This window comes from Bradyrhizobium sp. CCGUVB23, assembly GCF_024199885.1.
Classification (GTDB): domain Bacteria; phylum Pseudomonadota; class Alphaproteobacteria; order Rhizobiales; family Xanthobacteraceae; genus Bradyrhizobium.
On the sequence record NZ_JANADQ010000001.1, the window covers coordinates 4,049,635 to 4,072,236 of the forward strand.

18 protein-coding genes are annotated in these 22,602 nt (G+C 64.9%); 2 read left to right on the plus strand and 16 right to left on the minus strand.

Features of this window, described 5'->3' with window-relative positions; all coding sequences use genetic code 11:
* The first annotated feature begins 90 nt into the window (after positions 1 to 90).
* Positions 91 to 2,247, plus strand: a complete 2,157-nt coding sequence (gene katG / locus NLN62_RS18520) for a catalase/peroxidase HPI (RefSeq protein ID WP_254109769.1) — start codon at positions 91 to 93, stop codon at positions 2,245 to 2,247.
* Between the two features lie 90 nt (positions 2,248 to 2,337).
* Here the strand turns inward: katG and pnp are convergent, their stop codons facing one another.
* The 8 genes from pnp to rimP all read right to left on the minus strand — a co-directional run bounded on the left by pnp (position 2,338) and on the right by rimP (position 12,689).
* Positions 2,338 to 4,500, minus strand: coding sequence for a polyribonucleotide nucleotidyltransferase (gene pnp, locus NLN62_RS18525; RefSeq protein ID WP_254109770.1), 2,163 nt, complete (start codon positions 4,498 to 4,500; stop codon positions 2,338 to 2,340).
* A gap of 379 nt (positions 4,501 to 4,879) precedes the next feature.
* A complete protein-coding gene (gene rpsO / locus NLN62_RS18530; protein WP_008540131.1) occupies positions 4,880 to 5,149 on the minus strand; it encodes a 30S ribosomal protein S15 in 270 nt (89 codons plus the stop codon).
* A gap of 2 nt (positions 5,150 to 5,151) precedes the next feature.
* The gene (gene truB, locus NLN62_RS18535; protein ID WP_254109771.1) at positions 5,152 to 6,270 is read right to left on the minus strand and encodes a tRNA pseudouridine(55) synthase TruB; all 1,119 of its coding nucleotides are present in this window, start codon (positions 6,268 to 6,270) and stop codon (positions 5,152 to 5,154) included.
* Positions 6,267 to 6,710, minus strand: a complete 444-nt coding sequence (gene rbfA, locus NLN62_RS18540; RefSeq protein ID WP_027528326.1) for a 30S ribosome-binding factor RbfA — start codon at positions 6,708 to 6,710, stop codon at positions 6,267 to 6,269. The genes truB and rbfA overlap by 4 nt, the downstream gene beginning before the upstream one ends.
* Before the next feature lie 156 nt (positions 6,711 to 6,866).
* The gene (gene infB, locus NLN62_RS18545) at positions 6,867 to 9,548 is read right to left on the minus strand and encodes a translation initiation factor IF-2 (protein WP_254109772.1); all 2,682 of its coding nucleotides are present in this window, start codon (positions 9,546 to 9,548) and stop codon (positions 6,867 to 6,869) included.
* Positions 9,549 to 9,612: 64 nt separating this feature from the next.
* Positions 9,613 to 10,296 (minus strand): RNA-binding protein, encoded by a 684-nt coding sequence (locus tag NLN62_RS18550; protein ID WP_254109773.1) that lies wholly within the window; start codon positions 10,294 to 10,296, stop codon positions 9,613 to 9,615.
* Positions 10,297 to 10,320: 24 nt separating this feature from the next.
* Positions 10,321 to 11,931 carry a transcription termination factor NusA gene (gene nusA, locus NLN62_RS18555; RefSeq protein ID WP_027528329.1) on the minus strand — a complete coding sequence of 537 codons (1,611 nt, stop codon included), beginning with the start codon at positions 11,929 to 11,931 and terminating at the stop codon, positions 10,321 to 10,323.
* 2 nt (positions 11,932 to 11,933) lie between these two features.
* The gene (gene rimP, locus NLN62_RS18560) at positions 11,934 to 12,689 is read right to left on the minus strand and encodes a ribosome maturation factor RimP (RefSeq protein ID WP_254109774.1); all 756 of its coding nucleotides are present in this window, start codon (positions 12,687 to 12,689) and stop codon (positions 11,934 to 11,936) included.
* A gap of 354 nt (positions 12,690 to 13,043) precedes the next feature.
* On the opposite strand from rimP, the gene NLN62_RS18565 reads away from it, so the two are divergent.
* Positions 13,044 to 14,126 (plus strand): DUF2336 domain-containing protein, encoded by a 1,083-nt coding sequence (locus tag NLN62_RS18565; protein WP_027528331.1) that lies wholly within the window; start codon positions 13,044 to 13,046, stop codon positions 14,124 to 14,126.
* 93 nt (positions 14,127 to 14,219) lie between these two features.
* Here the strand turns inward: NLN62_RS18565 and trmB are convergent, their stop codons facing one another.
* The 8 genes from trmB to miaB form a co-directional block, all read right to left on the minus strand.
* Positions 14,220 to 14,933 carry a tRNA (guanosine(46)-N7)-methyltransferase TrmB gene (gene trmB, locus NLN62_RS18570; protein WP_254109775.1) on the minus strand — a complete coding sequence of 238 codons (714 nt, stop codon included), beginning with the start codon at positions 14,931 to 14,933 and terminating at the stop codon, positions 14,220 to 14,222.
* Positions 14,930 to 16,057, minus strand: a complete 1,128-nt coding sequence (locus NLN62_RS18575; protein ID WP_254109776.1) for a M20 family metallopeptidase — start codon at positions 16,055 to 16,057, stop codon at positions 14,930 to 14,932. Before NLN62_RS18575 ends, trmB begins: the two co-directional genes overlap by 4 nt.
* A 120-nt stretch (positions 16,058 to 16,177) precedes the next feature.
* Positions 16,178 to 16,591 carry a helix-turn-helix domain-containing protein gene (locus NLN62_RS18580; RefSeq protein ID WP_027528334.1) on the minus strand — a complete coding sequence of 138 codons (414 nt, stop codon included), beginning with the start codon at positions 16,589 to 16,591 and terminating at the stop codon, positions 16,178 to 16,180.
* 218 nt (positions 16,592 to 16,809) lie between these two features.
* Complete coding sequence (lnt, locus tag NLN62_RS18585) at positions 16,810 to 18,423, minus strand: apolipoprotein N-acyltransferase (RefSeq protein ID WP_254109777.1); 1,614 nt, start codon at positions 18,421 to 18,423, stop codon at positions 16,810 to 16,812.
* Complete coding sequence (locus NLN62_RS18590) at positions 18,420 to 19,538, minus strand: hemolysin family protein (protein WP_027528336.1); 1,119 nt, start codon at positions 19,536 to 19,538, stop codon at positions 18,420 to 18,422. Before NLN62_RS18590 ends, lnt begins: the two co-directional genes overlap by 4 nt.
* Positions 19,539 to 19,551: 13 nt before the next feature.
* Entirely contained in the window at positions 19,552 to 20,049 is a 498-nt protein-coding gene (gene ybeY, locus NLN62_RS18595) for an rRNA maturation RNase YbeY (RefSeq protein ID WP_027528337.1), read from the minus strand.
* Between the two features lie 56 nt (positions 20,050 to 20,105).
* Positions 20,106 to 21,101 carry a PhoH family protein gene (locus NLN62_RS18600; RefSeq protein WP_027528338.1) on the minus strand — a complete coding sequence of 332 codons (996 nt, stop codon included), beginning with the start codon at positions 21,099 to 21,101 and terminating at the stop codon, positions 20,106 to 20,108.
* A 65-nt stretch (positions 21,102 to 21,166) separates the two neighbouring features.
* Positions 21,167 to 22,564 carry a tRNA (N6-isopentenyl adenosine(37)-C2)-methylthiotransferase MiaB gene (gene miaB / locus NLN62_RS18605; protein WP_254109778.1) on the minus strand — a complete coding sequence of 466 codons (1,398 nt, stop codon included), beginning with the start codon at positions 22,562 to 22,564 and terminating at the stop codon, positions 21,167 to 21,169.
* Positions 22,565 to 22,602: the final 38 nt, after the last annotated feature.

Sequence of the window (22,602 nt, forward strand, 5' to 3'; positions counted from 1 at the left end):
ATTAAAGTCAACTTTACCTGATAAGAGGGGGCGCCTAGAGTCGCTTGACCTGGGTCATGGCGAAGTTCGACGCCACCAGAGGAGGTATTCATGGACGATCAAGCAAAATGCCCGTTCACGGGCGGCAAACCCGCACCCTCGAACCGCGAGTGGTGGCCGAACCAACTGGATGTCCAGGTCCTGCACCGGAATTCCGATCTGTCGGATCCGATGGGCGAGGACTTCGACTATGCCAAGGAATTCAAGACGCTCGACCTGAATGCGGTCGTCAAGGACCTGCATGCGCTGATGACCGACTCCCAGGAGTGGTGGCCGGCCGACTTCGGTCACTATGGCGGCCTGATGATCCGCATGGCCTGGCACAGCGCGGGCACTTACCGCATCACCGACGGTCGCGGTGGCGCCGGTGCCGGTCAGCAGCGCTTCGCGCCGCTGAACAGCTGGCCCGACAACGCCAACCTCGACAAGGCCCGCCGGCTGCTGTGGCCGATCAAGCAGAAGTACGGCCGCAAGATCTCGTGGGCCGACCTGATGATTCTCGCCGGCAACGTCGCGCTGGAGTCGATGGGCTTCAAGACGTTCGGTTTTGCGGGTGGTCGCGCCGACGTCTGGGAGCCGGAAGAATTGTATTGGGGTCCCGAAGGCACGTGGCTGGGCGATGAACGCTACAGCGGCGAGCGCCAGCTCGCCGCGCCGCTCGGCGCGGTGCAGATGGGCCTCATCTACGTCAATCCGGAAGGACCGAACGGCAAGCCGGATCCGGTCGCGGCCGCCAAGGACATCCGCGAGACGTTCTTCCGCATGGCGATGAACGACGAGGAGACCGTCGCGCTGATCGCCGGCGGCCACACCTTCGGCAAGACCCACGGTGCGGGCGATCCGTCTCTCGTCGGACCCGAGCCGGAAGCCGGTGCGCTGGAAGATCAGGGTCTCGGCTGGAAGAGCAAGCACGGTACGGGCATCGGCGCCGACGCGATCACCGGTGGTCCGGAAGTCACCTGGACGCAGACGCCGACGAAGTGGAGCAACTATTTCTTCGAGAACCTGTTCGGTCACGAATGGGAGCTGACCAAGAGCCCCGCGGGCGCGCAGCAGTGGAAGGCCAAGGTGACCGAGGCGGTCATTCCGGACGCGTTCGACAAGTCCAAGAAGCATGTTCCGACCATGCTCACGACCGACCTCTCGCTGCGTTTCGATCCGGCCTATGAGAAGATCTCGCGGCGCTTCCTCGCGCATCCCGACCAGTTCGCGGACGCCTTTGCCCGCGCCTGGTTCAAGCTCACCCACCGCGACATGGGTCCGATCGCGCGCTACCTCGGCCCGCTGGTGCCGAAGGAGACGCTGATCTGGCAGGATCCGATTCCGGCCGTCGATCATGAGCTCGTCAGCGAGCACGACGTCGCTGGCCTGAAGACGAAGATCCTGGCTTCCGGCCTCTCGGTGTCCGAGCTGGTCTCCACGGCCTGGGCATCGGCCTCGACCTTCCGCGGCTCCGATAAGCGCGGTGGCGCCAACGGCGCGCGTATCCGCCTTGCCCCGCAGAAGGACTGGGAGGTCAACCAGCCGGCCCAGCTCTCCAAGGTGCTCGGCAAGCTCGAGGCGATCCAGAAGGAGTTCAACGCGGGCAAGAAGAAGGTCTCGCTTGCCGACCTCATCGTCCTCGGCGGTGGCGCCGCGGTCGAGAAGGCTGCGAAGGACGCCGGTATCGACGTGAAGGTGCCGTTCACGCCGGGCCGCATGGATGCGTCGCAGGAGCAGACGGACGTTCCGTCCTTCGCGCCGCTCGAGCCGCGGGCTGACGGCTTCCGCAACTATGTCGGCGGCAAGCATCAGTTCCTGAGGCAGGAGGAAGCTTTGGTGGACCGGGCGCAGCTGCTCGTGCTCACCGCGCCGGAGCTGACGGTTCTCGTCGGCGGTCTGCGCGTGCTCGGTGCCAACGCAGGTGGTTCGAAGAACGGCGTGTTCACGGCGAAGCCGGGGACGCTGACCAACGACTTCTTCGTCAACCTGCTCGACATGAGCACGCAGTGGGCGCCGGTTGCCAACGGCGCGTATGAGGGACGTGACCGCAAGACCAATGCGGTCAAGTGGACCGCGACCCGCGCCGACCTGATCTTCGGCTCGCACTCCCAGCTCCGCGCCTTCGCCGAAGTCTATGCGAGCGCGGATTCGAAGCAGAAGTTCGCCAAGGACTTCGTCGCGGCCTGGACCAAGGTGATGAACGCCGATCGCTTCGACATCGCCTGAGGTGCTCTACCTCTTCCCGCTGGGGAGAGGTGAAGGAAAACAAAAAGGGCGGCCGAGAGGCCGCCCTTCGTGTTTGCAGTGCCGAGAGATTTACTCGCCGGCCGCTTCGCGCGGAGCCTGCTGGCCCTCGGTAGCCTTCTGCTTGGCCTCGAGGTCCTCGCCGGTCTGCTGGTCGACCGCCTTCATCGACAGGCGGGTCTTGCCGCGATCGTCGAAGCCGAGCAGCTTGACCTTGACCTTGTCGCCTTCCTTGACGACGTCGGTGGTCTTTTGCACGCGGCTGGCAGCGAGCTGGCTGATGTGGACGAGGCCGTCCTTGGAACCGAAGAAGTTCACGAAGGCGCCGAACTCCATCACCTTGACGACGGTGCCGTCATAGATCTGGCCGACTTCGGGCTCGGACGCGATCGACTTGATCCACTTGATCGCGGCCTTCATCGCCTCGCCGTCGCTGGAGGCGACCTTCACGGTGCCGTCGTCCTCGATGTTGACCTTGGCGCCGGTCTTCTCGACGATCTCGCGGATCACCTTGCCGCCGGTGCCGATCACTTCGCGGATCTTGTCGGTCGGGATCTTGAAGGTCTCGATGCGCGGCGCGTATTCGCCGAGCTCGGCGCGAGCCGCGGTCAGGGCCTTCGCCATCTCGCCGAGGATGTGGATGCGGCCTTCCTTGGCCTGGCCAAGCGCCACCCGCATGATCTCCTCGGTGATGCCCTCGATCTTGATGTCCATCTGGAGCGAGGTGATGCCCGCTTCCGTGCCGGCGACCTTGAAGTCCATGTCGCCGAGATGGTCTTCGTCACCGAGAATGTCCGAGAGAACCGCGAAGCGCTTGTCTTCGAGGATCAGGCCCATCGCGATGCCGGCGGTCGGCCGCTTCAACGGCACGCCGGCGTCCATCAGGGCGAGCGAAGCGCCGCAGACCGACGCCATCGAGGACGAGCCGTTGGACTCAGTGATCTCCGACACCACGCGCGTGGTGTAGGGGAATTCGTGGTGCGGCGGCAGCACGGGATGGATCGCGCGCCAGGCGAGCTTGCCGTGGCCGATCTCCCGACGCTTGGTGCCGCCGAGGCGCCCGGTTTCGCCGACCGAGTAGGGCGGGAAGTTGTAGTGCAGCAGGAAGGTTTCCTTGTACGTCCCCGACAGCGCGTCGATGTACTGCTCGTCCTCACCGGTGCCGAGCGTGGTCACGACCAGCGCCTGGGTCTCGCCGCGGGTGAACAGCGCCGAACCGTGGGCGCGCGGCAGCACGCCAACTTCCGCGACGATGTTGCGGACCGTCTTGACGTCGCGGCCGTCGATGCGCTTGCCGGTATCGAGGATGTTCCAGCGAACGATCTTGGCTTCCAGCTCCTTGAACACGGCGGCGACACGGAGCTTGTCGTATCTCGGCTCCTGCCCTTCCGGGAAGAAGTGCGCCAACACCTTTTCCTTGGCGGCGCCGACCGCGGCGTAGCGTTCCTGCTTGATCGGGATCGCGTAGGCGGTGCGCAGCTCCTGCTCGATCAGGCCGAGCATCTCCTTCTCGATCGCGGAATTGTCGATCGCGACGACTTCGCGCGGTTCCTTGGCGGCCTTCTCGGCGAGCTCGATGATCGCGTTGATCACCGGCTGGAAGTGGCGGTGACCGAACATCACCGCGCCGAGCATGATGTCCTCGTTGAGCTCCTTGGCTTCCGATTCCACCATCAGCACGGCGTCGGCGGTGCCGGCGACGACGAGGTCGAGCTGGGTATCGACCATCTCGTCGAGGGTCGGGTTGAGCACGTACTCGTCATTGACGAAGCCGACGCGGGCGGCGCCGATCGGACCCTTGAAGGGCGCGCCGGACAGCGTCAGCGCGGCCGATGCGGCAACCAGCGCCACGATATCGGGATCGTTCTCCATATCGTGCGACAGCACGGTGACGATCACCTGCGTCTCGTTGCGCCAGCCGTCGACGAACAGCGGACGGATCGGACGGTCGATCAGGCGGGAGACCAGCGTCTCCTTCTCGGTCGGACGGCCTTCGCGCTTGAAATAGCCGCCGGGAATGCGGCCCGCGGCATAGGCCTTCTCCTGGTAGTCGACCGTCAGCGGCAGGAAGTCGACGCCTTCGCGCGGCGCTTTCGCGGCCACGACAGTGGCGATCACCACGGTCTCGCCGTAGGTCGCGAGGACGGCGCCGTCGGCCTGGCGCGCGACCTTGCCGGTTTCAAGCTTGAGAGGGCGTCCGCCCCAGTCGATCTCGACTGAATGCTTATTGAACATAGATGTCTTCTTTCATGGGTTCTCGAAAGAAGGGGCGCGTCGAAAAACAAAAACCATGCGCAAGATTGCGGGACGCTGATCGAAACGGGTGATCAGCGTCCTGCGATCCTGCCATGGTTTTTGGATTTCGGATGGCGTCCATCCTTTCGGGTCATACGGGCGCCTTGCCCGTTGCGCCCAGCCGCCGGATTGCTGCTGGACAGGTCAGTCGGCATGAGCGTGAACGCCAAATCGCGGCCTTCGACCATCATGCCCCGGATGCGAATCGGTATTGGCCCGCACCCGACATGCGCGTGAGCCTCGATCAAAAACCTTGAAAAAAGTGCTTTCGTTCGAAACCACGCGCAAAAACGCGCGCCGGTGGCGCGCGCAAGAGCTCTTAACGACGAATGTTGTGCTTCTCGAGCAGCGCCTTGTACCGCGCCTCGTCCTTCTTCTTGAGGTAGTCGAGGAGCGAACGGCGCGTCGACACGAGCTTCAAGAGGCCGCGGCGCGAATGGTTGTCCTTCACGTGGGTCTTGAAGTGGTTCGTGAGGTTGTTGATGCGTTCCGAAAGGATCGCGACCTGGACCTCAGGCGAGCCGGTGTCGCCGGCCTTGGTGGCATTCGTCTTGATGACTTCCGCTTTGCGTTCTGCGGCAATCGACATCGTCAATTTCTCTCGTTGCGACCGGTGCTGGCAGTCAGGCCGGTCAGGTTGAACACACGCTTGGGGATGATTTCGCCATTGCCAACTTCAGCAAGCGCCAAAAGACGGCCTGCCACCGTGACATAGACTGTGCCGCTACAAGTGGGCGCATCCCGTCCGCGCAATAAAACGGCCTGGCCCCGATGGAGCCTTGCCGCATCAGCCCGAGTGACGGCCAGTGCCGGGATGTCGTCCAGCGCGGTCTCAACGGGCAAAAGCGCGTCGGCGAGGCTGCCCTCGCCGGACGCGGCTCTATGGCACAAAGCCTCCAACTGATCCAGCGGAATCATGTCGTTCTCGCCAAATGGACCGACCAGGGTCCGCCGCAGCGCGCAGATATGGCCGAAAGTGCCAAGAATCCGGCCCATATCGCGGGCCAACGCGCGGACATAGGTCCCCTTGCCGCATTCGGCTTCGAATACCGCTCGATCGCTATCTGGTTGATCCACAAGGGATAAATGGTGAATCTCAACCGGGCGGGGGGCCAGTTCCACGACCTCGCCGTCGCGCGCCAAGTCGTAGGCACGCTCGCCCTGGACCTTGATCGCGGAATAGCGCGGCGGGACCTGCTCGATGACGCCGGTGAACCGGGGCAGCAGCGCCACGATGGCCTCCCGGGTCGGGCGCTGGTCGGAGGTCGCGGTCGCCCGGCCCTCGATATCATCGGTATCGCGCTCCTCGCCCCAGCAGACGGTGAAGCGGTAGCGCTTGCGGCCGTCCATCACGAAGGGGACGGTCTTGGTGGCTTCCCCGAGCGCGATCGGCAGGCCGCCGGAGGCGAGCGGATCGAGGGTGCCGGCGTGGCCGGCGCGCTTGGCCTGGAACAGGCGCTTCACCACCGCAACCGCCTGCGTCGAGGTCATTCCGATCGGCTTGTCGAGCACGACCCAGCCGTGCACATCGCGCCGGTCGCGGCGCGGCTGATTGCTCTTCTGCTGCTTGGCGCGCGGATCATTGTTGACGCGGCGCTCCTGCGCATGCGGCGTGGCGTCGCCGCGCATCTCGGCAAAATTATTTTTTTGCACGTCGCGCGAATCAGCGTCTTCGGTGCCGATTGCACCGTGAGCCGGGTCCGTCATCATTGTTCTTCTTCCCGATCCGAATCCGGATACTGTTCCAGATCCTTGTCCAAGTCTTTTTGCACCGCAGGCGTTCGCAATAATTTCTCGATCCGTTCCGCTTCGTCGAATCGCTCGTCGACGCGGAAGCGAATGTCAGGTGCAAATTTCAGGTTAACGCGCCGCGCGACTTCGCCGCGCAGGAATTTCTTGTTGCGATCGAGCGCTGCAATCACGCGTTCGGTGTCGCGGCCGCCGAGCGGCATCACGTAGATGGTCGCGAGCTTCAAATCCGGCGACATCCGTACCTCCGGCACGGTGATGATGTGGCCTTCGAGGTCCGCATCATGCACATTGCCTTGCGCCAGAATATCGGCCATCGCATGGCGAACCTGCTCGCCGACGCGCAACTGTCGCTGCGAGCCGCCGGGCGCGGAGCTCTTTTTCTGATGGTGGCGGGGCATTTCTCTGAAAAATCACCTCATCATGCCTGTGATGGGACACGGGCATTGTCATTGTCATGTTGAACGAATGAGACGTCGATGGCCGGAATGAATCCGGCCATCGCGCTCTCGCAATTTCAGTTCAAAAAGATCCAGGCGCTTCGGTAAGATTTGGACTTACAGGGAGCGCTGGATCGTCTCCACTCGATAACACTCGATCACGTCGCCCACGCGCATGTCGTGGTAGCTCTCGAAGGCCATGCCGCATTCCTGGCCGGCCTGCACTTCCTTCACTTCGTCCTTGAAGCGCTTCAGCGTCGACAGCTTGCCTTCGTGCACGACGACGTTGTCGCGGATCAGGCGCACATTGGCGCCGCGTTCCACGGTACCGTCGGTGACGCGGCAGCCGGCGACCTTGCCGACCTTGGAGATGTTGAAGATCTCCAGGATCTCGGCATTGCCCAGCATGGTTTCGCGCAGGGTCGGCGCGAGCAGACCGCTCATCGCCTTCTTCACGTCATCCACGAGGTCGTAGATGATGTTGTAGTAGCGGATCTCGATGCCGTTGCGCTTGGCGGCCGCGGCCGCCTCCTTGTTGGCGCGAACCGAGAAGCCGATGATCGCTGCGTTGAAGCCTTCAGCGAGCGTCACGTCGGATTCCGAGATGCCGCCGACACCGGCATGCAGGATGCGGGCTGCGACTTCGTCGGTGCCGAGCTTCTCGAGCGAGCCGAGGATCGCTTCCAGCGAGCCCTGGACGTCGGCCTTGACGATCAGCGGGAATTCCTTGCGGCCCGCGGTCTTCAACTGCGACATCATCTGCTCGAGCGAGCCACGCATGCCGGAGATCGAGGCTGCCGCGTTCTCGCGCTTCTGGTGCGCGCGGTAGCTGGTGACCTGCCGGGCGCGGGCTTCGTTCTCGACGACCGCGAGACGGTCGCCGGCCTCCGGCGGACCGTTGAAGCCGAGCACTTCGACCGGCACCGACGGACCTGCCTCCTGCACCGTGTCGCCCTGATCGGAGATCAACGCACGGACACGGCCCATCTCGGCGCCTGCGACGATGATGTCGCCGACACGGAGCGTGCCGCGCTGGACCAGCACGGTCGCGACGGGACCACGGCCGCGGTCGAGCTTGGCCTCGATCACGGTGCCCTCGGCCGGACGCTGCGAATTGGTCTTCAGGTCGAGGATTTCGGCCTGCAGCGCGATCATCTCGAGCAGCTTGTCGAGATTGGTCTTGTTCTTGGCGGAGACCTCGACGTCGACGACTTCGCCGCCGAACGATTCGACCTGCACCTCATGCTGGAGCAGCTCGGTGCGCACGCGCTCGGGCTTTGCGTCGGGCTTGTCGATCTTGTTGATCGCCACGATGATCGGCACGCGCGCCGCCTTGGCGTGGTTGATGGCCTCGACCGTCTGCGGCATCACGCCGTCGTCGGCCGCGACCACCAGCACGACGATGTCGGTGACCTTGGCGCCGCGAGCGCGCATGGCGGTGAACGCGGCGTGGCCGGGCGTGTCGATGAAGGTGATCTTCTTGCCGCTCTCAGGCGACAGGACCTGATAGGCGCCGATATGCTGGGTGATACCGCCGGCTTCGCCCGAGACCACATTGGCATGACGGAGCGCGTCGAGCAGCGAGGTCTTGCCGTGGTCGACGTGGCCCATCACGGTCACGACGGGCGACCGCGTTTCGGTGTCGGTGGAATCGTCGACGGCGTCGAACAGGCCTTCCTCAACGTCCGACGCGGCGACGCGCTTGACGGTGTGACCCAGTTCTTCAGCGATGAGCTGCGCAGTGTCGGCGTCGATCACGTCGGTGATCTTGTGCATCGCGCCCTGCTTCATCAGCATGCGGATGACGTCGACCGCGCGCTCGGACATGCGGTTGGCGAGTTCCTGGATGGTGATCGCTTCCGGGATCGTCACCTCGCGGATCAGCTTTTCCTTCGGTTCGTTCGAGGCATGGCCCTTCAGGCGCTGGGTGCGTCGGCGGAACGAGGCGATCGAGCGCTCGCGCACTTCGTCGGCATTGAGCGCGGTGACGACCGTCAGGCGGCCGCGCTCCTTCTGCGGGCCGGGCTTGTGGGTGGTCTTGGGGGCTGCCGCCGGACGCGCGACGCCGCCGGGACCGCGGCGGATCTGGCGCGGACCCTCGTCCTCGTCCGGTCCGGCGGCGACTGCGGGGGCGCGACCCGCCGGGCCGGCCGGCCGCTGCGTGGTCGTTGCGGGCCGGGCCGCGGAGGCCGTCGGCCGCGCACTGGTCGTCCCGGGCCGCGGCGCAGGAGCCGCCGGTGCTGCCGTCGCGGTGCGCGCCGCAGATTGCGGCTGCTCGCCTTCGCCAAAACGCTTCTTGGCCTCGATCTCGGCCTTCCGCTTGGCTTCGTCTTCGTGGCGATGACGTTCGTCCTCGGCCTTGCGGCGGGCTTCAGCGGCCTCGCGCTCAGCGCGCTCGGCGGTTTCGCGGATGGCGCGGCGCTGGGCTTCTTCCTCGGCCTGGCGGCGTTCCTCGACCTCGCGCAGCTTGGCATCGGCCAGCGCGCTGGCGCGGGCGGAACGTTCGTCCTCGGTCAGCGTGCGCAGCACCACGCCGGAATTGGCGTTGCGCGGCGCGGCGGGCGGCGGAGCCGGGCGCGCCGCAGGAGCGGGGGCGGCCGGCGCCGGCTTCGCAACCTCAGGGGTGTGCGGCTCGGTGTCCCCGATCCGGCGCTTGCCGCGCTTCTCGACCACAACCTGCTTGCTGCGGCCATGGCTGAAGCTCTGGCGCACGGTGCCCGTTTCGACGCGCGGCTTGAGCGTCAGCGTCTTGCTCGGAACGCTCAGCTTCTTGTCGCCAGGGGTCTTGGTATCAACCATTCAGCAGTCCTAATCTTGTTGTCGTTGTGCGTTGCCGCACCGTCATACCGGTCGTCGTTTGTCTTCAGAAATCCTGGCCGCGCTTTTCGGCAGTCTCGTCATCGTCCGCCATCCGGTATCGGACCAGCATCTGGCTACGTGACAGGAATGTCCTGCTCGCCGGGCCCGCGAGCAGCGCAGCATGTATCACATTTGACCTGCCTAGTGCCAAATCCAATTCTGCCGATTTCAATGCGGTGACGACCGGAATTTGCGTCTTCTCGTCGCGATTCCGCTCGTTTTGCCGCACCATCGCGTCCAATTTGCGGATTCCGTCCTGAGCTCCGTCACTGGCGTGGATCAGGACTGCAACCGCTCCCTCTTTCAGGGCGGTCTCGACTTTGCCGAAACCGGCCAGTACCTGGCCCGCCTTGGTGGCAATCGCCAGCGCCTCGGTCACACTCCGAACCAGCAGCGTTTCCGTGTCAGAGGGAAGCGTCGGCGGGACGCGCAAATTGCGCCTGAAGGCCTTGCTGAAATGGTTACGGCGGACGGCTTCCGCAACCGCCTGTCGCGAGGCCGATATCCACATGCCCCGGCCAGGGAGCTTGCGCTTGAGGTCGGGAACAATATCGCCCTGGGGTGAAACGACGAAGCGGATCAGCTCGTCGATCGGCCGGACCTTTCGGCTGACCACGCACATGCGCATGGTCGCGGACCTTTCGGTCCGCGGTCCATGGTCGAGTTCGGGGTCACTGCTGGCAAGCATCCGGGCGACATCTCCTGATCGCCCTTAAGCCGGCTGCTGTTCGGACGCCTCGGCGTCTTCAGCGGGCTTGGCGAGGTCGGCCTCGGTGATCCAGCCGGCCTTGACGCGCGCCTGCATGATCATCGCCTCCGCATCGTCGCGGGAGATGTCGATGCCGTCGAGCGCGCCCTTGAACTTGGTCTGCTCGCCGCCTTCCTTGCGCTCGGTCCAGCCGACCAGGTCGTCGGTGGCGCAGCCGGCGAGGTCGTCGACAGTCTTGATGTCGTTCTCGCCGAACTTCACCAGCATCTTCGAGGTGACGCCGGGCACGTCCTTGACGGCATCCTCGACGCCGAGTTCCTTGCGCTTGGCCTCGAGCTCGGCTTCCTGCTGCTCCAGATATTCGCGCGCGCGGTTCTGCAGCTCCTGCGCAGTCTCCTCGTCGAAACCTTCGATGCCGGCGAGTTCCTTGACGTCGACCATCGCCAGTTCCTCGACCGAGGTGAAGCCTTCGGACGCCAGCAATTGACCGACCACCTCGTCGACATTGAGCGATTCCATGAAGACGCGGGTGGAGTTCTCGAAATCGGCCTGGCGGCGCTCCGATTCCTCCTGCTCGGTCAGGATGTCGATGTCCCAGCCGGTAAGCTGCGAGGCGAGGCGGACGTTCTGGCCGCGGCGGCCGATCGCCAGCGACAGCTGGTTGTTGGTGTCGGGCACCACGACCTCGATGCGCTCGCGGTCCTCGTCGATGACGACCTTGGACACTTCGGCCGGCGCCAGCGCGTTGACCACGAAGGTCGCGATATCCGGCGACCAGGGGATGATGTCGATCTTCTCGCCCTGCAATTCGTTCACCACCGCCTGCACGCGAGAGCCGCGCATACCGACGCAGGCGCCGACCGGATCGACCGAGGAATCGCGGGAAATCACGCCGATTTTCGCGCGCGAGCCGGGATCGCGGGCCACCGCCTTGATCTCGACGATGCCGTCATAGATTTCCGGCACTTCCTGCGCGAACAGCTTCGCCATGAACTGCGGATGGGTGCGGGAGAGGAAGATCTGCGGGCCGCGGGTCTCGCGGCGCACGTCGAAGATATAGGCGCGGACGCGATCGCCGTTGCGGAACACCTCGCGCGGCAGCATCTCGTCGCGGCGGATGATGGCTTCGCCACGGCCGAGATCGACGATCACGCTGCCATATTCGACACGCTTGACGACACCGTTGACGATGTCGCCGATGCGGTCCTTGAATTCCTGGTACTGCCGGTCGCGCTCGGCCTCGCGCACCTTCTGCACGATGACCTGCTTGGCGGACTGCGCGGCGATGCGGCCATATTCCAGCGGCGGCAGCGTATCGGCAATGGTGTCGCCGACCTGGGCGCCGGGATTGGCGCGCTGCGCGTCGACCAGTGAAATCTGGTTGGAATGATTTTCAACCTTGTCGACGACCAGCATGTGGCGCGACAGCCGGAGCTCGCCCTTCTTGGGGTCGATCTCGGCGTGAACGTCGGTCTCGCTGCCGTAACGGGCGCGCGCCGCCTTCGCGATGGCGTCCTCCATCGCGGCAATGACGATACCGCGGTCGATCGATTTCTCGCGCGCAACGGCGTCGGCGATCTGCAGCAATTCAAGTCGATTGGCGCTGACTGCCATGGTTAGTCTCCTTCGTCAGGCTCGATTTCGCCGCGCCGCGCCCGTTCGGCGGCCAGGCGATGTTGCTTGGTGTTCTTCGGTGCCGGGTTCTTTTTCGGCTTGGTGTTCTTGGTCGTCTTTTCGCTGATCTTGGCGTGCGCCGGTTGCGGCGGCTCCAGGCCGAGATTGCGGCGCATCTCGCGTTCCTGCGCCTTGCCCCGGCGCATGGACTCCGCGATCAGCTCGTCGGTCAGGACCAGTCGCGCCTCGCCGATATCCTCCATCACCAGGAGAACGTCGGTGTCCTCGCCGGCCTTGACGTCGTCGCGCGTGATGCGAACGCGGTCGCCTTCGATGCCGGCAACGGTGCCGCGGAAGCGCTTTCGCCCGTCATGGGCGACGGCCATCTCGATCTTCACGAGGTGACCCAGATGGCGCTCGAAATCGGAGCGGCGCACCAGCGGCCGGTCGATCCCCGGCGAGGATATCTCCAGCCGATAGGCGCGGTCGATGGGATCGGCGACGTCGAGCACCGGCGACAGCGCCCGCGAGATCGCCTCGCAATCCTCGATCTGCATCGAGCCGTCCGGCCGCTCCGCCATGACCTGGACCGTGCAGCCGGCTTCCCCGGAGATGCGGATCCGCACCAGGCGATAGCCCATGCCTTGCAGCACGGGGCCCGCGATCGCCGAGACCCGCGCGGCCACGCCCGGCTCGACCACGAGCCGCGGCTCGGCCAATAGCTCGGTATCTGTGGAACCAGCGCTGGGTTCGATCATATCAGGGGTCAAGACGCTTCTAGTGGTTAACGCTTGCTTTAAGCTGCTTTAGGGAACTCGTGGGGTCGGTCGGCCCTCGCAGACGTGGTCGCCCGATCTCGTCGTCGATGCAGGTAACAAAAAAGAGCGGGTCCTTCCGGGCCCACTCTCAATACCGATCGTATGAGAAGATAAGTTGGCGCGGATATAGCGCTTTTCGCCCCTCTCGACAAGGCCCGGCCGCCCCAGGAGCGGCTTTTTGTGCGGCCCATGGCCTAACCGTTCCTTCACCAAGGATGGCCTAAATTGCCTGCTGGCGGCGCATTTTAAGGCTTCTCGTGTACTCCCGGCGTGCCCAATGCGAGTTTGCGTTTCATGACCGTTGCCACGTCGCTCATTCCCGGACTGGACGAGATCGTCAGGCGTGGCGACCCCCGGCGTCGCAGCGACATCGCGCGCGCCGTCGCCGACCTGTTCTTCCAGGACGCCGCCAAGCTCAGACCTGATCTCGTCGATCTCTTCGACAATCTCCTGATCGACCTCGTTCCGCATGCCGACCTGACGGCGCGCATCGATCTTGCCGAACGGTTTTCGCGCGTGGCAAACGCGCCGCGCCATCTCGTCGGTCAGCTCGCGCGCGAAAACGAAATTCAGGTGGCGGGCCCCGTGCTGCGCCGCTCGCCGGTGCTCGACGAAGCCGCGCTGCTGGAGATTGCGCGCCTGAAAGGTCAGGGCCACCTTCTTGCCATGACCGAGCGACCCGTCCTGTCCGCCGACATCACCGATGTGCTGGTCGAGCGCGGCGATCGCGACGTGGTGCGGCGTGCCGTCGGCAATGCCGGTGCGATGTTCTCGGCAGGAGGCTATTCGGAGCTGATCAAGCGTGCGGCACAGGACGGCGTGCTGACGCTCAAGATCGGCCAGCGCGACGATCTCTCCGGCGACCAGCTCAGGGACCTCCTGGGCGGAACGCTCGACGTCATCCGCCGTCGTCTGTCGAGCGTGGTCAAGCCTGCGCGCCAGGCCGAGATCAGGCGCGCGATGAACGAGCTCGAGGAGGCCTCGCTGCCGCCAGGTCCGCGGCGCGATTATGCGGCGGCACAGCGCACCGTGCTCGGCCTGCATCGCGAAGGTCACCTCGGCGAAAGCGCGCTGCTCGGCTTCGCCAAGGCCCACAAATATGAGGAATCCATCGCTGCGCTGTCCGCGATGTCCGGCGTCAGGCTCTCCGTGCTCGACCGGCTGATCGCCGGCGACCGTTACGATCCGATCCTGATCCTGGGCCGGGTTCTGAATTTCGGCTGGCCCACCGTGCGCGCCCTGATCCTGTTGTGGTACGGCCCGCAGCGCGCGCCCGCAGATGCCGATATCGAAGCGGCGCGAATGAACTTCACCAAGCTGATGCCGTCGACCGCCGAGCGCGTCGTGAATTTCTGGCGCAGCCGCCAGACGATCTGAGGTCAATTCTTCTGTCATTCCGGGGCGCGCGAAGCGCGAACCCGGAATCCCGAGATTCCGGGTTCGATGCTGCGCATCGCCCCGGAATGACAACTATAGTCGTTTGAATCGCAAATACGCCGCCTTGCGGCCCTCGCGCTCGGCTTTTCTGCCATAGCGCGTCATGGTGTAGCCGTCCCAGGGCTTCCGAAAATCGTCGGCGCGCTCGGCGAGCCAGACGAAATCCGGCGAGCGCGCGAGATGCGACAGCGTCCAGGCGCAGTAATCGTCGATGTCGCAGACGAAGCGGAATTCGCCGCTGCTTCTAAGCACGCGCGCTATCGCGGCAATGGTCTTGTCCTGGACGAAGCGTCGCTTCCAGTGCCGCCGCTTCGGCCAGGGATCGGGATGGATCAGGTCGATCCGCGACAGCGAAGAGTTCGGCAGCCAGGCCAGCAGCTCGGCGGCATCGCCCGCGAACAAGCGGATATTGCCGATATTGCGCGCCTCGATCTGCGCGAGGATCTTTGCCATGCCGTTGACATAGGGCTCGCAGCCGATGAAGCCGGTGGCCGGAAAGTCTTGCGCCTCCGCCGCCAGATGCTCGCCGCCGCCGAAGCCGATCTCGAGCCGCAGCGCTTGCGCGGCGGGATCGAAGATCTCGCGCGCATTCGCAGGCGCGCCTTGCGTGATGTCGAGCGTGAGATGCGGCAGCAGATGCGCAACGAGGTCGGCCTGGTGCTGGCGGAGCTTGTGCCCCTTGCGGCGGCCGAAGAACGCGCGTTCGCCGTCGTCAGCGCGAGCCGGATCCGATCTGCGCTCGCTCATCGCAGCGTCTGGTACAGGCGATAGAGCAGCCGCGCGCGCGGCTCGAGCGAGGAGACGTAGAGCTGCTCATAATGGGTGTGTGCGCCCTTGCCGTCGACGCCGAGCCCGTCGAGCGTCGCGGTATGGGCCGCGGTGAAATTGCCGTCCGATCCGCCGCCGGTGTGGGTGTCGATCAGGTCGAAGCCGAGCTCGCCCGCCAGCGTTTTCGCGTGCTCATAGAGCGAGGCGCCGGAATTGCTCTTTTCGTAGGGCGGCCGGTTGAGGTTGCCCGTCACCTTGACGGTGACGCCTTCGGTCTTCGATGTCAGCCCAAGAATCTTTCCGACGAATTCTTCGGCGTCGGCATTGCTGAGCACGCGCAGGTCGACCTCGGCATGGGCTTCTTCCGGCGTGACGTTGGGTCGCGTGCCACCGCGCACCACGCCGACATTGACGGTGACGCCACGCTCGAGATCGTTCATCCCCTCAAGTGCGTGGATGATGTGGGCGAGCTCGCGGATGGCGCTGCGGCCATCCTCGGGCCGCGAGCCCGCATGCGCGGGCACGCCCTTGATGAAGATTTCGAATCGCCCGACGCCCTTGCGGCCCGTGACGATCTTGCCGCCGTCGCGCGCCGGCTCCGTCACCAGCACATATTTGGCCTTGCGTCCTTCCGCTTCGATCAGCGCGCGCGAAGTCGGGCTGCCGATCTCCTCGTCCGAGGTGAATATGTGGGTGATACCGAGCGGCGAGCGGTCGGACGTGGCGCACAGGTTGCGGAATGCGTGATGGGCGATATAGGCGCCGCCCTTCATGTCGTAGATGCCGGGGCCGAAGGCGCTGTCGCCCTCGACCTTGAAGGGCAGGCGCTCGATGAAGCCCATCGGGTGTACTGTATCGAGATGGCTGAGCACGACAATGCCGGGTCTGTCCTGTCCCCATGCCGAACGCACCACGAGATGATCACCGCAGCCATTGATGCCCGCGACGCGTTCGGTCGTGACGGGCAGGTCGCGATGCTGCTCTGTGACGACAGACATCAGCTTGTTGACCTGCTCAGGCGCCTCCGTCGGCGTCTCGATCTCCACCCAGTGGCGAATGCCCTCGAGGATGGTCGCAGTGTCGAACGGATTTGAGCTGGACATGTCGTCGCCTAAAGCCTCGGGGTGAGCAATGTCGCGGAAGGTCGCGCGCCTTATACGCGGACCGCACATCACGACATAGGCCAGATTTGGCGCAGCCTCATGGCCCGAATGCAGGGCGCGTCAGCGGTTGTCGGGGCCTTCGCGGGCGGCAATCTGCTCGACGAGATCGACGATCGAGCGGCGCAGCTTGGAATCGGTGATCCGGGTGAAGGCTTTCGTCAGCGCCAGCCCTTCGGACGTGGCGAGGAAGTCGGAGACGTAGGAGGGCGAGGCGCCCTCGCTGAAGCCTTCGGGGCCCGGCGTGCCGCTCGGTCCGCCCTCGAACAGGAACGACACCGGCACCTGGAGGATTTCCGCGATCTGCTGAATGCGACTCGCGCCGACCCGGTTGGTGCCCTTCTCGTATTTCTGGATCTGCTGGAACGTCAGGCCAAGCGCTTCGCCAAGCTTCTCCTGGCTCATGCCCAACATGATGCGGCGCATGCGCACGCGGCTGCCGACATATTTGTCAACAGGGTTGGGCGCTTTCGACATCTCCTCTGCCCTCCTCAGACACCTTTAGCGCAACAGGGGAGTATGCGTCAGGTGATAACGTCGCCAAAACCTCTCTTGGGATTTTTGGGAAACATTGCGGAGAAATTTAGCAACGCCCCACTGTCTTGGTGCAGCAAGGGCAGAATGCGGAGCGCGCCGCCGCTCTGTCAACCGGTGGATTACGGTTGTCAAAAGTTTACCGGCAGCGCCGCCGGCGATCAGGGAAGCCGTCTGGCAACGCGCTTGCGCACTGCAAGAATGACGGCGAGCGCGACGAGGATCGCGGCCGGAATGTCGCCGACCCTGGCATACACGGTCGGCGGGATCGCAGTGGGCAGGCCCGAATCCAGCACGCCTTCGATGCCGAGGCCAAGACTGGCGACGACCCGGCCGACGGGATCGACGACCGCCGAAATCCCTGTATTTGCCGAGCGGACCAGCGGCAATCCGAGCTCGATGGCGCGCATCCGCGCCTGCTCCATGTGCTGGTGCGGGCCAGTGGAAATTCCGAACCAGCCGTCATTGGTCAGGTTGACGATCCAGCCCGGGCGTTCTTCGCGTCCCGCAACGTCACCGGGAAAGATGGCCTCGTAGCAAATGAGCGGTAGCGCGGACGGCGCGCTCGGCACCGGCAGCGCGTGCCGCAGGGTGCCGGGAATGAAGCCGCCCTGAACCCGGGTCAGTTGCTCGAAGCCGAGCTTCTCCATCAGATCCTGATAGGGAAGAAATTCTCCGAACGGTACCAGGTGCAGCTTGTCGTAGACGGAAAGCACGCTGCCGTCGTGGTCGATCACGTAGATCGAGTTATAGGCGCGCGTGATTCGCGTGCCGGGCGGCAGATCGGGCGCACGGACCGACCCCGTGATCAGCACCGTTCCCTTCGGCAGGAGGTCCGCGATTTGCGCCATCGCGTCGGCTTCGCGGGTCAGGAAGAACGGAAAGGCGGATTCAGGCCAGATCAGGATGGTGGCATCGCGTACGCCGGTCGACTGGGGTCCGGAGGCGCGGTCCGACAAAGCGAGGTACTTCTTCATCACCTCCGCCTTGGCGGAGTAGTTGAACTTGGCGTCCTGCTGGAGATTCGGCTGCATCAGGCGGAGCTTTGCGCCCGCCGCCATCGTCGTTGGATGCAGCGACAGGCGGATCGCGCCGAAGATGCCCATGACGATCAGCAATGCGATCGCTGCGACCGGCACGCGCCACGGCATTTTCCGATCCGCGGTGCGGTCGATCAGCACCGCGGGACTGGCGAAGATCGCGACCGTCAGGAACGTCATGCCCCACAGGCCGATCAGGGACGCGGTCTGTGCCAGCGGCAGCGGCTCGGACAACGCATAGCCGAAGGCATTCCAGGGAAAGCCGGTCAGGGCATGGCCGCGCAACCATTCGGCGACGGTGAGACTAGCCGCGAGCGCGAGAATGCGCCCGCCGTCCTTGGTCCAGAGCAGCCGTGCCAGGCCAAAGCCGATCGCCGTGTAGATCGCGAGATAGGCCGGCAGGCCCAGCACCGCGAACGGCGTCAGCCAGGCAAAGGTCTGGGCATCGACGAAGAAGGCGTAGCCGATCCAGTAGAGGCCGGGGACGAAATAGCCGAGCCCAAACCAGTAGCCGGTCAGCGCAGCGGCTGGAACGCCACCGAACCGGCCGCCGCCGGCACCGTCGATCAGCCAGACCAGCACCGGAAAGGTCAGGAACAGCACCGGCCAGGCGTTGAACGGTGAGAGCGCCAGCACCGAGAGCGCGCCGGCCGCCATGGCAATGAGCGCGCGCTTCCATCCCCAGGTGAGGATGATGGCAAGAGCGACCATCCGAAGTCGTTGCGCCGGGGTCACTGCGTGCCGGCTCCGTCGCTGGGCGGCGGATTGGGCGCGTCACCGGATGGCGGCGTACCTTGATCGGGTGAGGCCTCGCGGCGGCGGCTTTCGCGCTGGGTGCGCGGGGCCGGACGCTCTTTGCGGGCCGCGATGCGCAGCCGCTTGACGCGGCGCGGGTCGGCGTCGAGCACCTCGACCTCGTAATTGCCGGGGCCGGAGATCACCTCGCCGCGTACCGGCAGGCGGCCGACGAAGCTGACGAGATAGCCGCCGAGCGTCTCGACCTCTTCACCCGCCTCGCCAGTGACGAAATCCTCGCCGATCACGGAGCGGACGTCGTCGATGCTCGCGCGCGCATCGGCGATGAAGGAATTGTCGAGCTGGCGCACGATCGACGGCGGCTCGTCGCTGTCGTGCTCGTCGTCGATCTCGCCGACGATCTGCTCGACGATATCCTCGAGCGAGACCAGCCCGTCAGAGCCGCCATATTCGTCGACCACGAGCGCGAGATGGATGCGCGAGGCCTGCATCTGCGCAAGCAGGTCGATCGCCCGCATCGAGGGCGGCACGTAGAGGAGCTTGCGGATGATGTTGGCGTCCTGCAGCGGCAGCGCGAGGTCGACCGCGCGCAAATCGAGACCGGCAGGCAGCGGCTTCTTGCGCTTGGTCTTGGTGGCCTCCGAGACGCGGGCCTTGGCTGTCATGAAGGTCAGGAGGTCGCGGATGTGCACGATGCCGACGGGATCGTCGAGCGTCTCGTTGTAGACCACGAAGCGGGAATGGCCCGCGCTCTCGAAACGGTCCATCAGCTCGCCGAGCGGGATGTCGCGCTTCACCGCGATGATGTCGGCGCGATGCACCATGACGTCGGCGATACGGCGCTCATGCAGGTTGAGGATGTTGCGCAGCATGGTGCGCTCGACGGCGGAGAAGCCGGCATCGTCAGGCGTCGTGGCGTCGAGCACGACCTGGAGATCGTCGCGGACCGATCCCGCCTTCCAGCCGAACAGCGTGCGGATCGCGCGGATCAGCCAGCCTTCGGCGGTCGGACGCGCGATCTCGCCCGGCTGCACCACCGCGGGCAGGTTGCGGGTGTTTCGCGGATTGTCGTGGATTGGTTCGGAATCCGCCATCTCAATCGATCCGTCAGCGCTCTGCATAGGGGTCTGGGATACCGAGCTGGGCCAGGACGTCCTGTTCGAGCGCTTCCATCTCCTCCGCGTCAGCGTCGTTTTCGTGGTCGTAGCCGATCAGGTGCAGGAAACCGTGCACCGCGAGATGGCTCAAATGGTGGTCGAACGGCTTCTGTTCCTCGTCCGCCTCGCGCCGCAGCGTCTCATACGCGATCGCGATGTCGCCGAGCATGCGCGGCGCATCGCCCGCCTTCCATTCGCCCTCCGGCTGGAGCGCGGGAAAGGACAGCACGTTGGTCGGCTTGTCGATGCCGCGCCAGTTGCTGTTCAGCGTGCGGATGCCGGAATCATCGGTCAGCATCACGGCCACTTCGGCATCCGTGACGTCGTCGTCGACGAAAGAGGCCGCCGCGGCGATCGCGCGCTGGATCACCGCCTCGGCATCGGGCTCGCCCTGCCAGCAATCGGCAACGACGAGAACCTCGGTCATGGGAAGGTTGGAATGCGACATGGTGTTGTTCGGAGCGGACGACGCTTGTCTTGCGTCTTTCGATCCGGCTTTTCTCGCTATGGCTTGCCTGCGGCCGGCCGCTGTGCCGACCCCTCATAGGCGGCAACGATCCGCGCCACGAGCTCGTGGCGGATCACGTCCTCGGCGGTGAAATGAACTTGTGAAATGCCCTCGACGCCGCCGAGCAGACGGGTCGCCTCCGACAGGCCGGAGGTCTGGCCGTTCGGCAGGTCGATCTGCGACGGATCGCCGGTCACGATCATGCGGCTGTTCTCGCCGAGACGCGTCAAGAACATCTTCATCTGCATCGAGGTGGTGTTCTGCGCCTCGTCCAGGATGATCACGGCATTGGTCAGGGTGCGGCCGCGCATGAAGGCGAGCGGCGCGATCTCGATCTCGCCGGTCTGGAGCGCGCGCTCGACGATGCGCGCGTCCATCAGGTCATAGAGCGCGTCGTAGATCGGGCGCAGATAGGGATCGACCTTCTCGCGGAGATCGCCGGGCAGGAAGCCGAGTCGCTCGCCGGCCTCCACGGCCGGGCGCGACAGGATGATCTTGTCGACCTCCTTGCGCTCGAACAGTTGCGCGGCGTGCGCGACCGCGAGCCAAGTCTTGCCGGTGCCGGCGGGGCCGATACCGAACACCAGCTCATGGCGTTTCAGTGCGCGGATGTAGGAATCCTGTGCGGCGGTACGCGCGCGCACCGGGCGCTTGCGCAAATTGATGCTTTCGAAGGTCGACTTGGCCGACTTGGCGTCGAACTCGAACAGCGAGCCCTGCGCGATCACGGCACGAATCGCGCCTTCGACCTCGCCCTGGTCGAGATCCTGTCCCTTCACCGCCTGGGCGTAGAGCATCTCCAGCACGCGCCGCGCCGCGTCGCAGCCGTCGCGCGTGCCGCCGATGGTGATGTGGTTGCCCTTGGAGTCGACGACGACGCCGAGCCGGCGCTCGACCTGCGCCAGATTCTGCCCGTAGGGGCCGACCAGCGCGGAAGCGGCGCGGTTGTCGTCGAAGTCGATGACGACCTGGGTTTCGGGCGGAACTTGCATGTCGCGGTCAAATTTGCGGCTGGGAGCGAACGAAGACGAATCCGATGCGCTTTTTGGCAAGGGTTTCAGGCTCCAGTGGCGATTGGCGATAAAGCGGGCCGCTGCGCGGGCTCGGGCGTCACGAGCTCGCCGAGCAGGCTGTAGCGTTCGAGGCTGTCGATGCGAACCGGCAGGATTTTTCCGATGATATCGGGCGATGCCATCACATGTGCGGGCTGAAGGTAAGCGGTGCGACCGACGATCTGGCCGTCCTTGCGCGCCTCGCGCTCGAACAACACGTCGACGGTTGTACCAATCGCAGCCTTGTTGAAGGCCGATTGCTGGGCGTCGATCAACTCCTGGAGCCGCTCCAATCGCTGGTCCATCTCGACTAGGGACACCGTCTCCTGCATCTCCGCGGCTGGGGTTCCCGGCCGGGCCGAATATTTGAACGAGTAGGCTGCAGCGTAGCTGATTTGTGTGACCAGTGCGAGGGTCGCGCGAAAATCTTGCTCGGTCTCCCCAGGGAAACCCACGATAAAATCTGATGAAAAAGCAATGTCTTGGCGTACAGCCCGGAAACGGTCGATGATCTTCCGGTATTCATCGGCGGTATGCTTGCGGTTCATGGCCGCCAGGATCCGGTCCGAGCCCGACTGCACCGGCAGGTGCACGAAGGGCATCAGGCCGGGAAGGTCGCGGTGGGCCGCAATCAGGCTGTCGTCGACGTCGCGGGGATGGCTGGTCGAATAGCGCAGCCGAACGATGCCGGGAATCTGCGCGAGATGCTCGAGCAGCTTGCCGAGCGGCCAGCTTTGTCCGTCCGGTCCCTCGCCGTGATAGGCGTTGACGTTCTGGCCGATCAGCGTGAGTTCGCGCACGCCATGGTCGGCTAGCCGCTTCACGTCGTCGACGATCTTCGCAACCGGACGCGACACCTCGGCGCCGCGCGTATAGGGCACGACGCAGAAGGTGCAGAACTTGTCGCAGCCTTCCTGCACGGTGACGAAGGCGGAGATGCCGCGCGCGCGGATCGCCTCGGGCTTTGGCTGGGCGAGGAAGCCGAACTTGTCGGCCGCCGGAAATTCGGTCTCGATCGCGCGGCCGTCATGGCCTGCGCGCTTCAACAGCTCCGGCAAATGGTGATAGCTCTGCGGCCCGACCACGACGTCGACCACCGGAGCGCGGCGCACGATCTCCTCGCCCTCGGCCTGCGCGACGCAGCCGGCGACCGCGATCTGCATGGTGCGGCCACCGCGCGCGGCCTCGTCCTTGGCGACGCGCAGGCGCCCGAGCTCGGAATAGACCTTCTCCGACGCCTTCTCGCGGATATGGCAGGTGTTGAGGATGACGAGGTCGGCATCCTCTGTGCTCGCCGTCTCCACGAATCCTTCCGGCGCCAGCGTGTCGACCATGCGCTGGGCATCGTAGACGTTCATCTGGCAGCCATATGATTTGATGTGCAGCTTGCGCGGCGGCGTCATGGAACCCGGATTTGAGGTGGAGAACGGCCCTCAGATAT

Excerpts from the sequence above, each read along its gene's own strand:
- katG (WP_254109769.1), top strand. The coding sequence starts at position 91 with ATGGACGATCAAGCAAAATGCCCGTTCACGGGCGGCAAACCCGCACCC.
- pnp (WP_254109770.1), bottom strand. The coding sequence starts at position 4,500 with ATGTTCAATAAGCATTCAGTCGAGATCGACTGGGGCGGACGCCCTCTC.
- rpsO (WP_008540131.1), bottom strand. The coding sequence starts at position 5,149 with ATGTCGATTGCCGCAGAACGCAAAGCGGAAGTCATCAAGACGAATGCC.
- truB (WP_254109771.1), bottom strand. The coding sequence starts at position 6,270 with ATGATGACGGACCCGGCTCACGGTGCAATCGGCACCGAAGACGCTGAT.
- rbfA (WP_027528326.1), bottom strand. The coding sequence starts at position 6,710 with ATGCCCCGCCACCATCAGAAAAAGAGCTCCGCGCCCGGCGGCTCGCAG.
- infB (WP_254109772.1), bottom strand. The coding sequence starts at position 9,548 with ATGGTTGATACCAAGACCCCTGGCGACAAGAAGCTGAGCGTTCCGAGC.
- NLN62_RS18550 (WP_254109773.1), bottom strand. The coding sequence starts at position 10,296 with ATGCTTGCCAGCAGTGACCCCGAACTCGACCATGGACCGCGGACCGAA.
- nusA (WP_027528329.1), bottom strand. The coding sequence starts at position 11,931 with ATGGCAGTCAGCGCCAATCGACTTGAATTGCTGCAGATCGCCGACGCC.
- rimP (WP_254109774.1), bottom strand. The coding sequence starts at position 12,689 with ATGATCGAACCCAGCGCTGGTTCCACAGATACCGAGCTATTGGCCGAG.
- NLN62_RS18565 (WP_027528331.1), top strand. The coding sequence starts at position 13,044 with ATGACCGTTGCCACGTCGCTCATTCCCGGACTGGACGAGATCGTCAGG.
- trmB (WP_254109775.1), bottom strand. The coding sequence starts at position 14,933 with ATGAGCGAGCGCAGATCGGATCCGGCTCGCGCTGACGACGGCGAACGC.
- NLN62_RS18575 (WP_254109776.1), bottom strand. The coding sequence starts at position 16,057 with ATGTCCAGCTCAAATCCGTTCGACACTGCGACCATCCTCGAGGGCATT.
- NLN62_RS18580 (WP_027528334.1), bottom strand. The coding sequence starts at position 16,591 with ATGTCGAAAGCGCCCAACCCTGTTGACAAATATGTCGGCAGCCGCGTG.
- NLN62_RS18590 (WP_027528336.1), bottom strand. The coding sequence starts at position 19,538 with ATGGCGGATTCCGAACCAATCCACGACAATCCGCGAAACACCCGCAAC.
- ybeY (WP_027528337.1), bottom strand. The coding sequence starts at position 20,049 with ATGTCGCATTCCAACCTTCCCATGACCGAGGTTCTCGTCGTTGCCGAT.
- NLN62_RS18600 (WP_027528338.1), bottom strand. The coding sequence starts at position 21,101 with ATGCAAGTTCCGCCCGAAACCCAGGTCGTCATCGACTTCGACGACAAC.
- miaB (WP_254109778.1), bottom strand. The coding sequence starts at position 22,564 with ATGACGCCGCCGCGCAAGCTGCACATCAAATCATATGGCTGCCAGATG.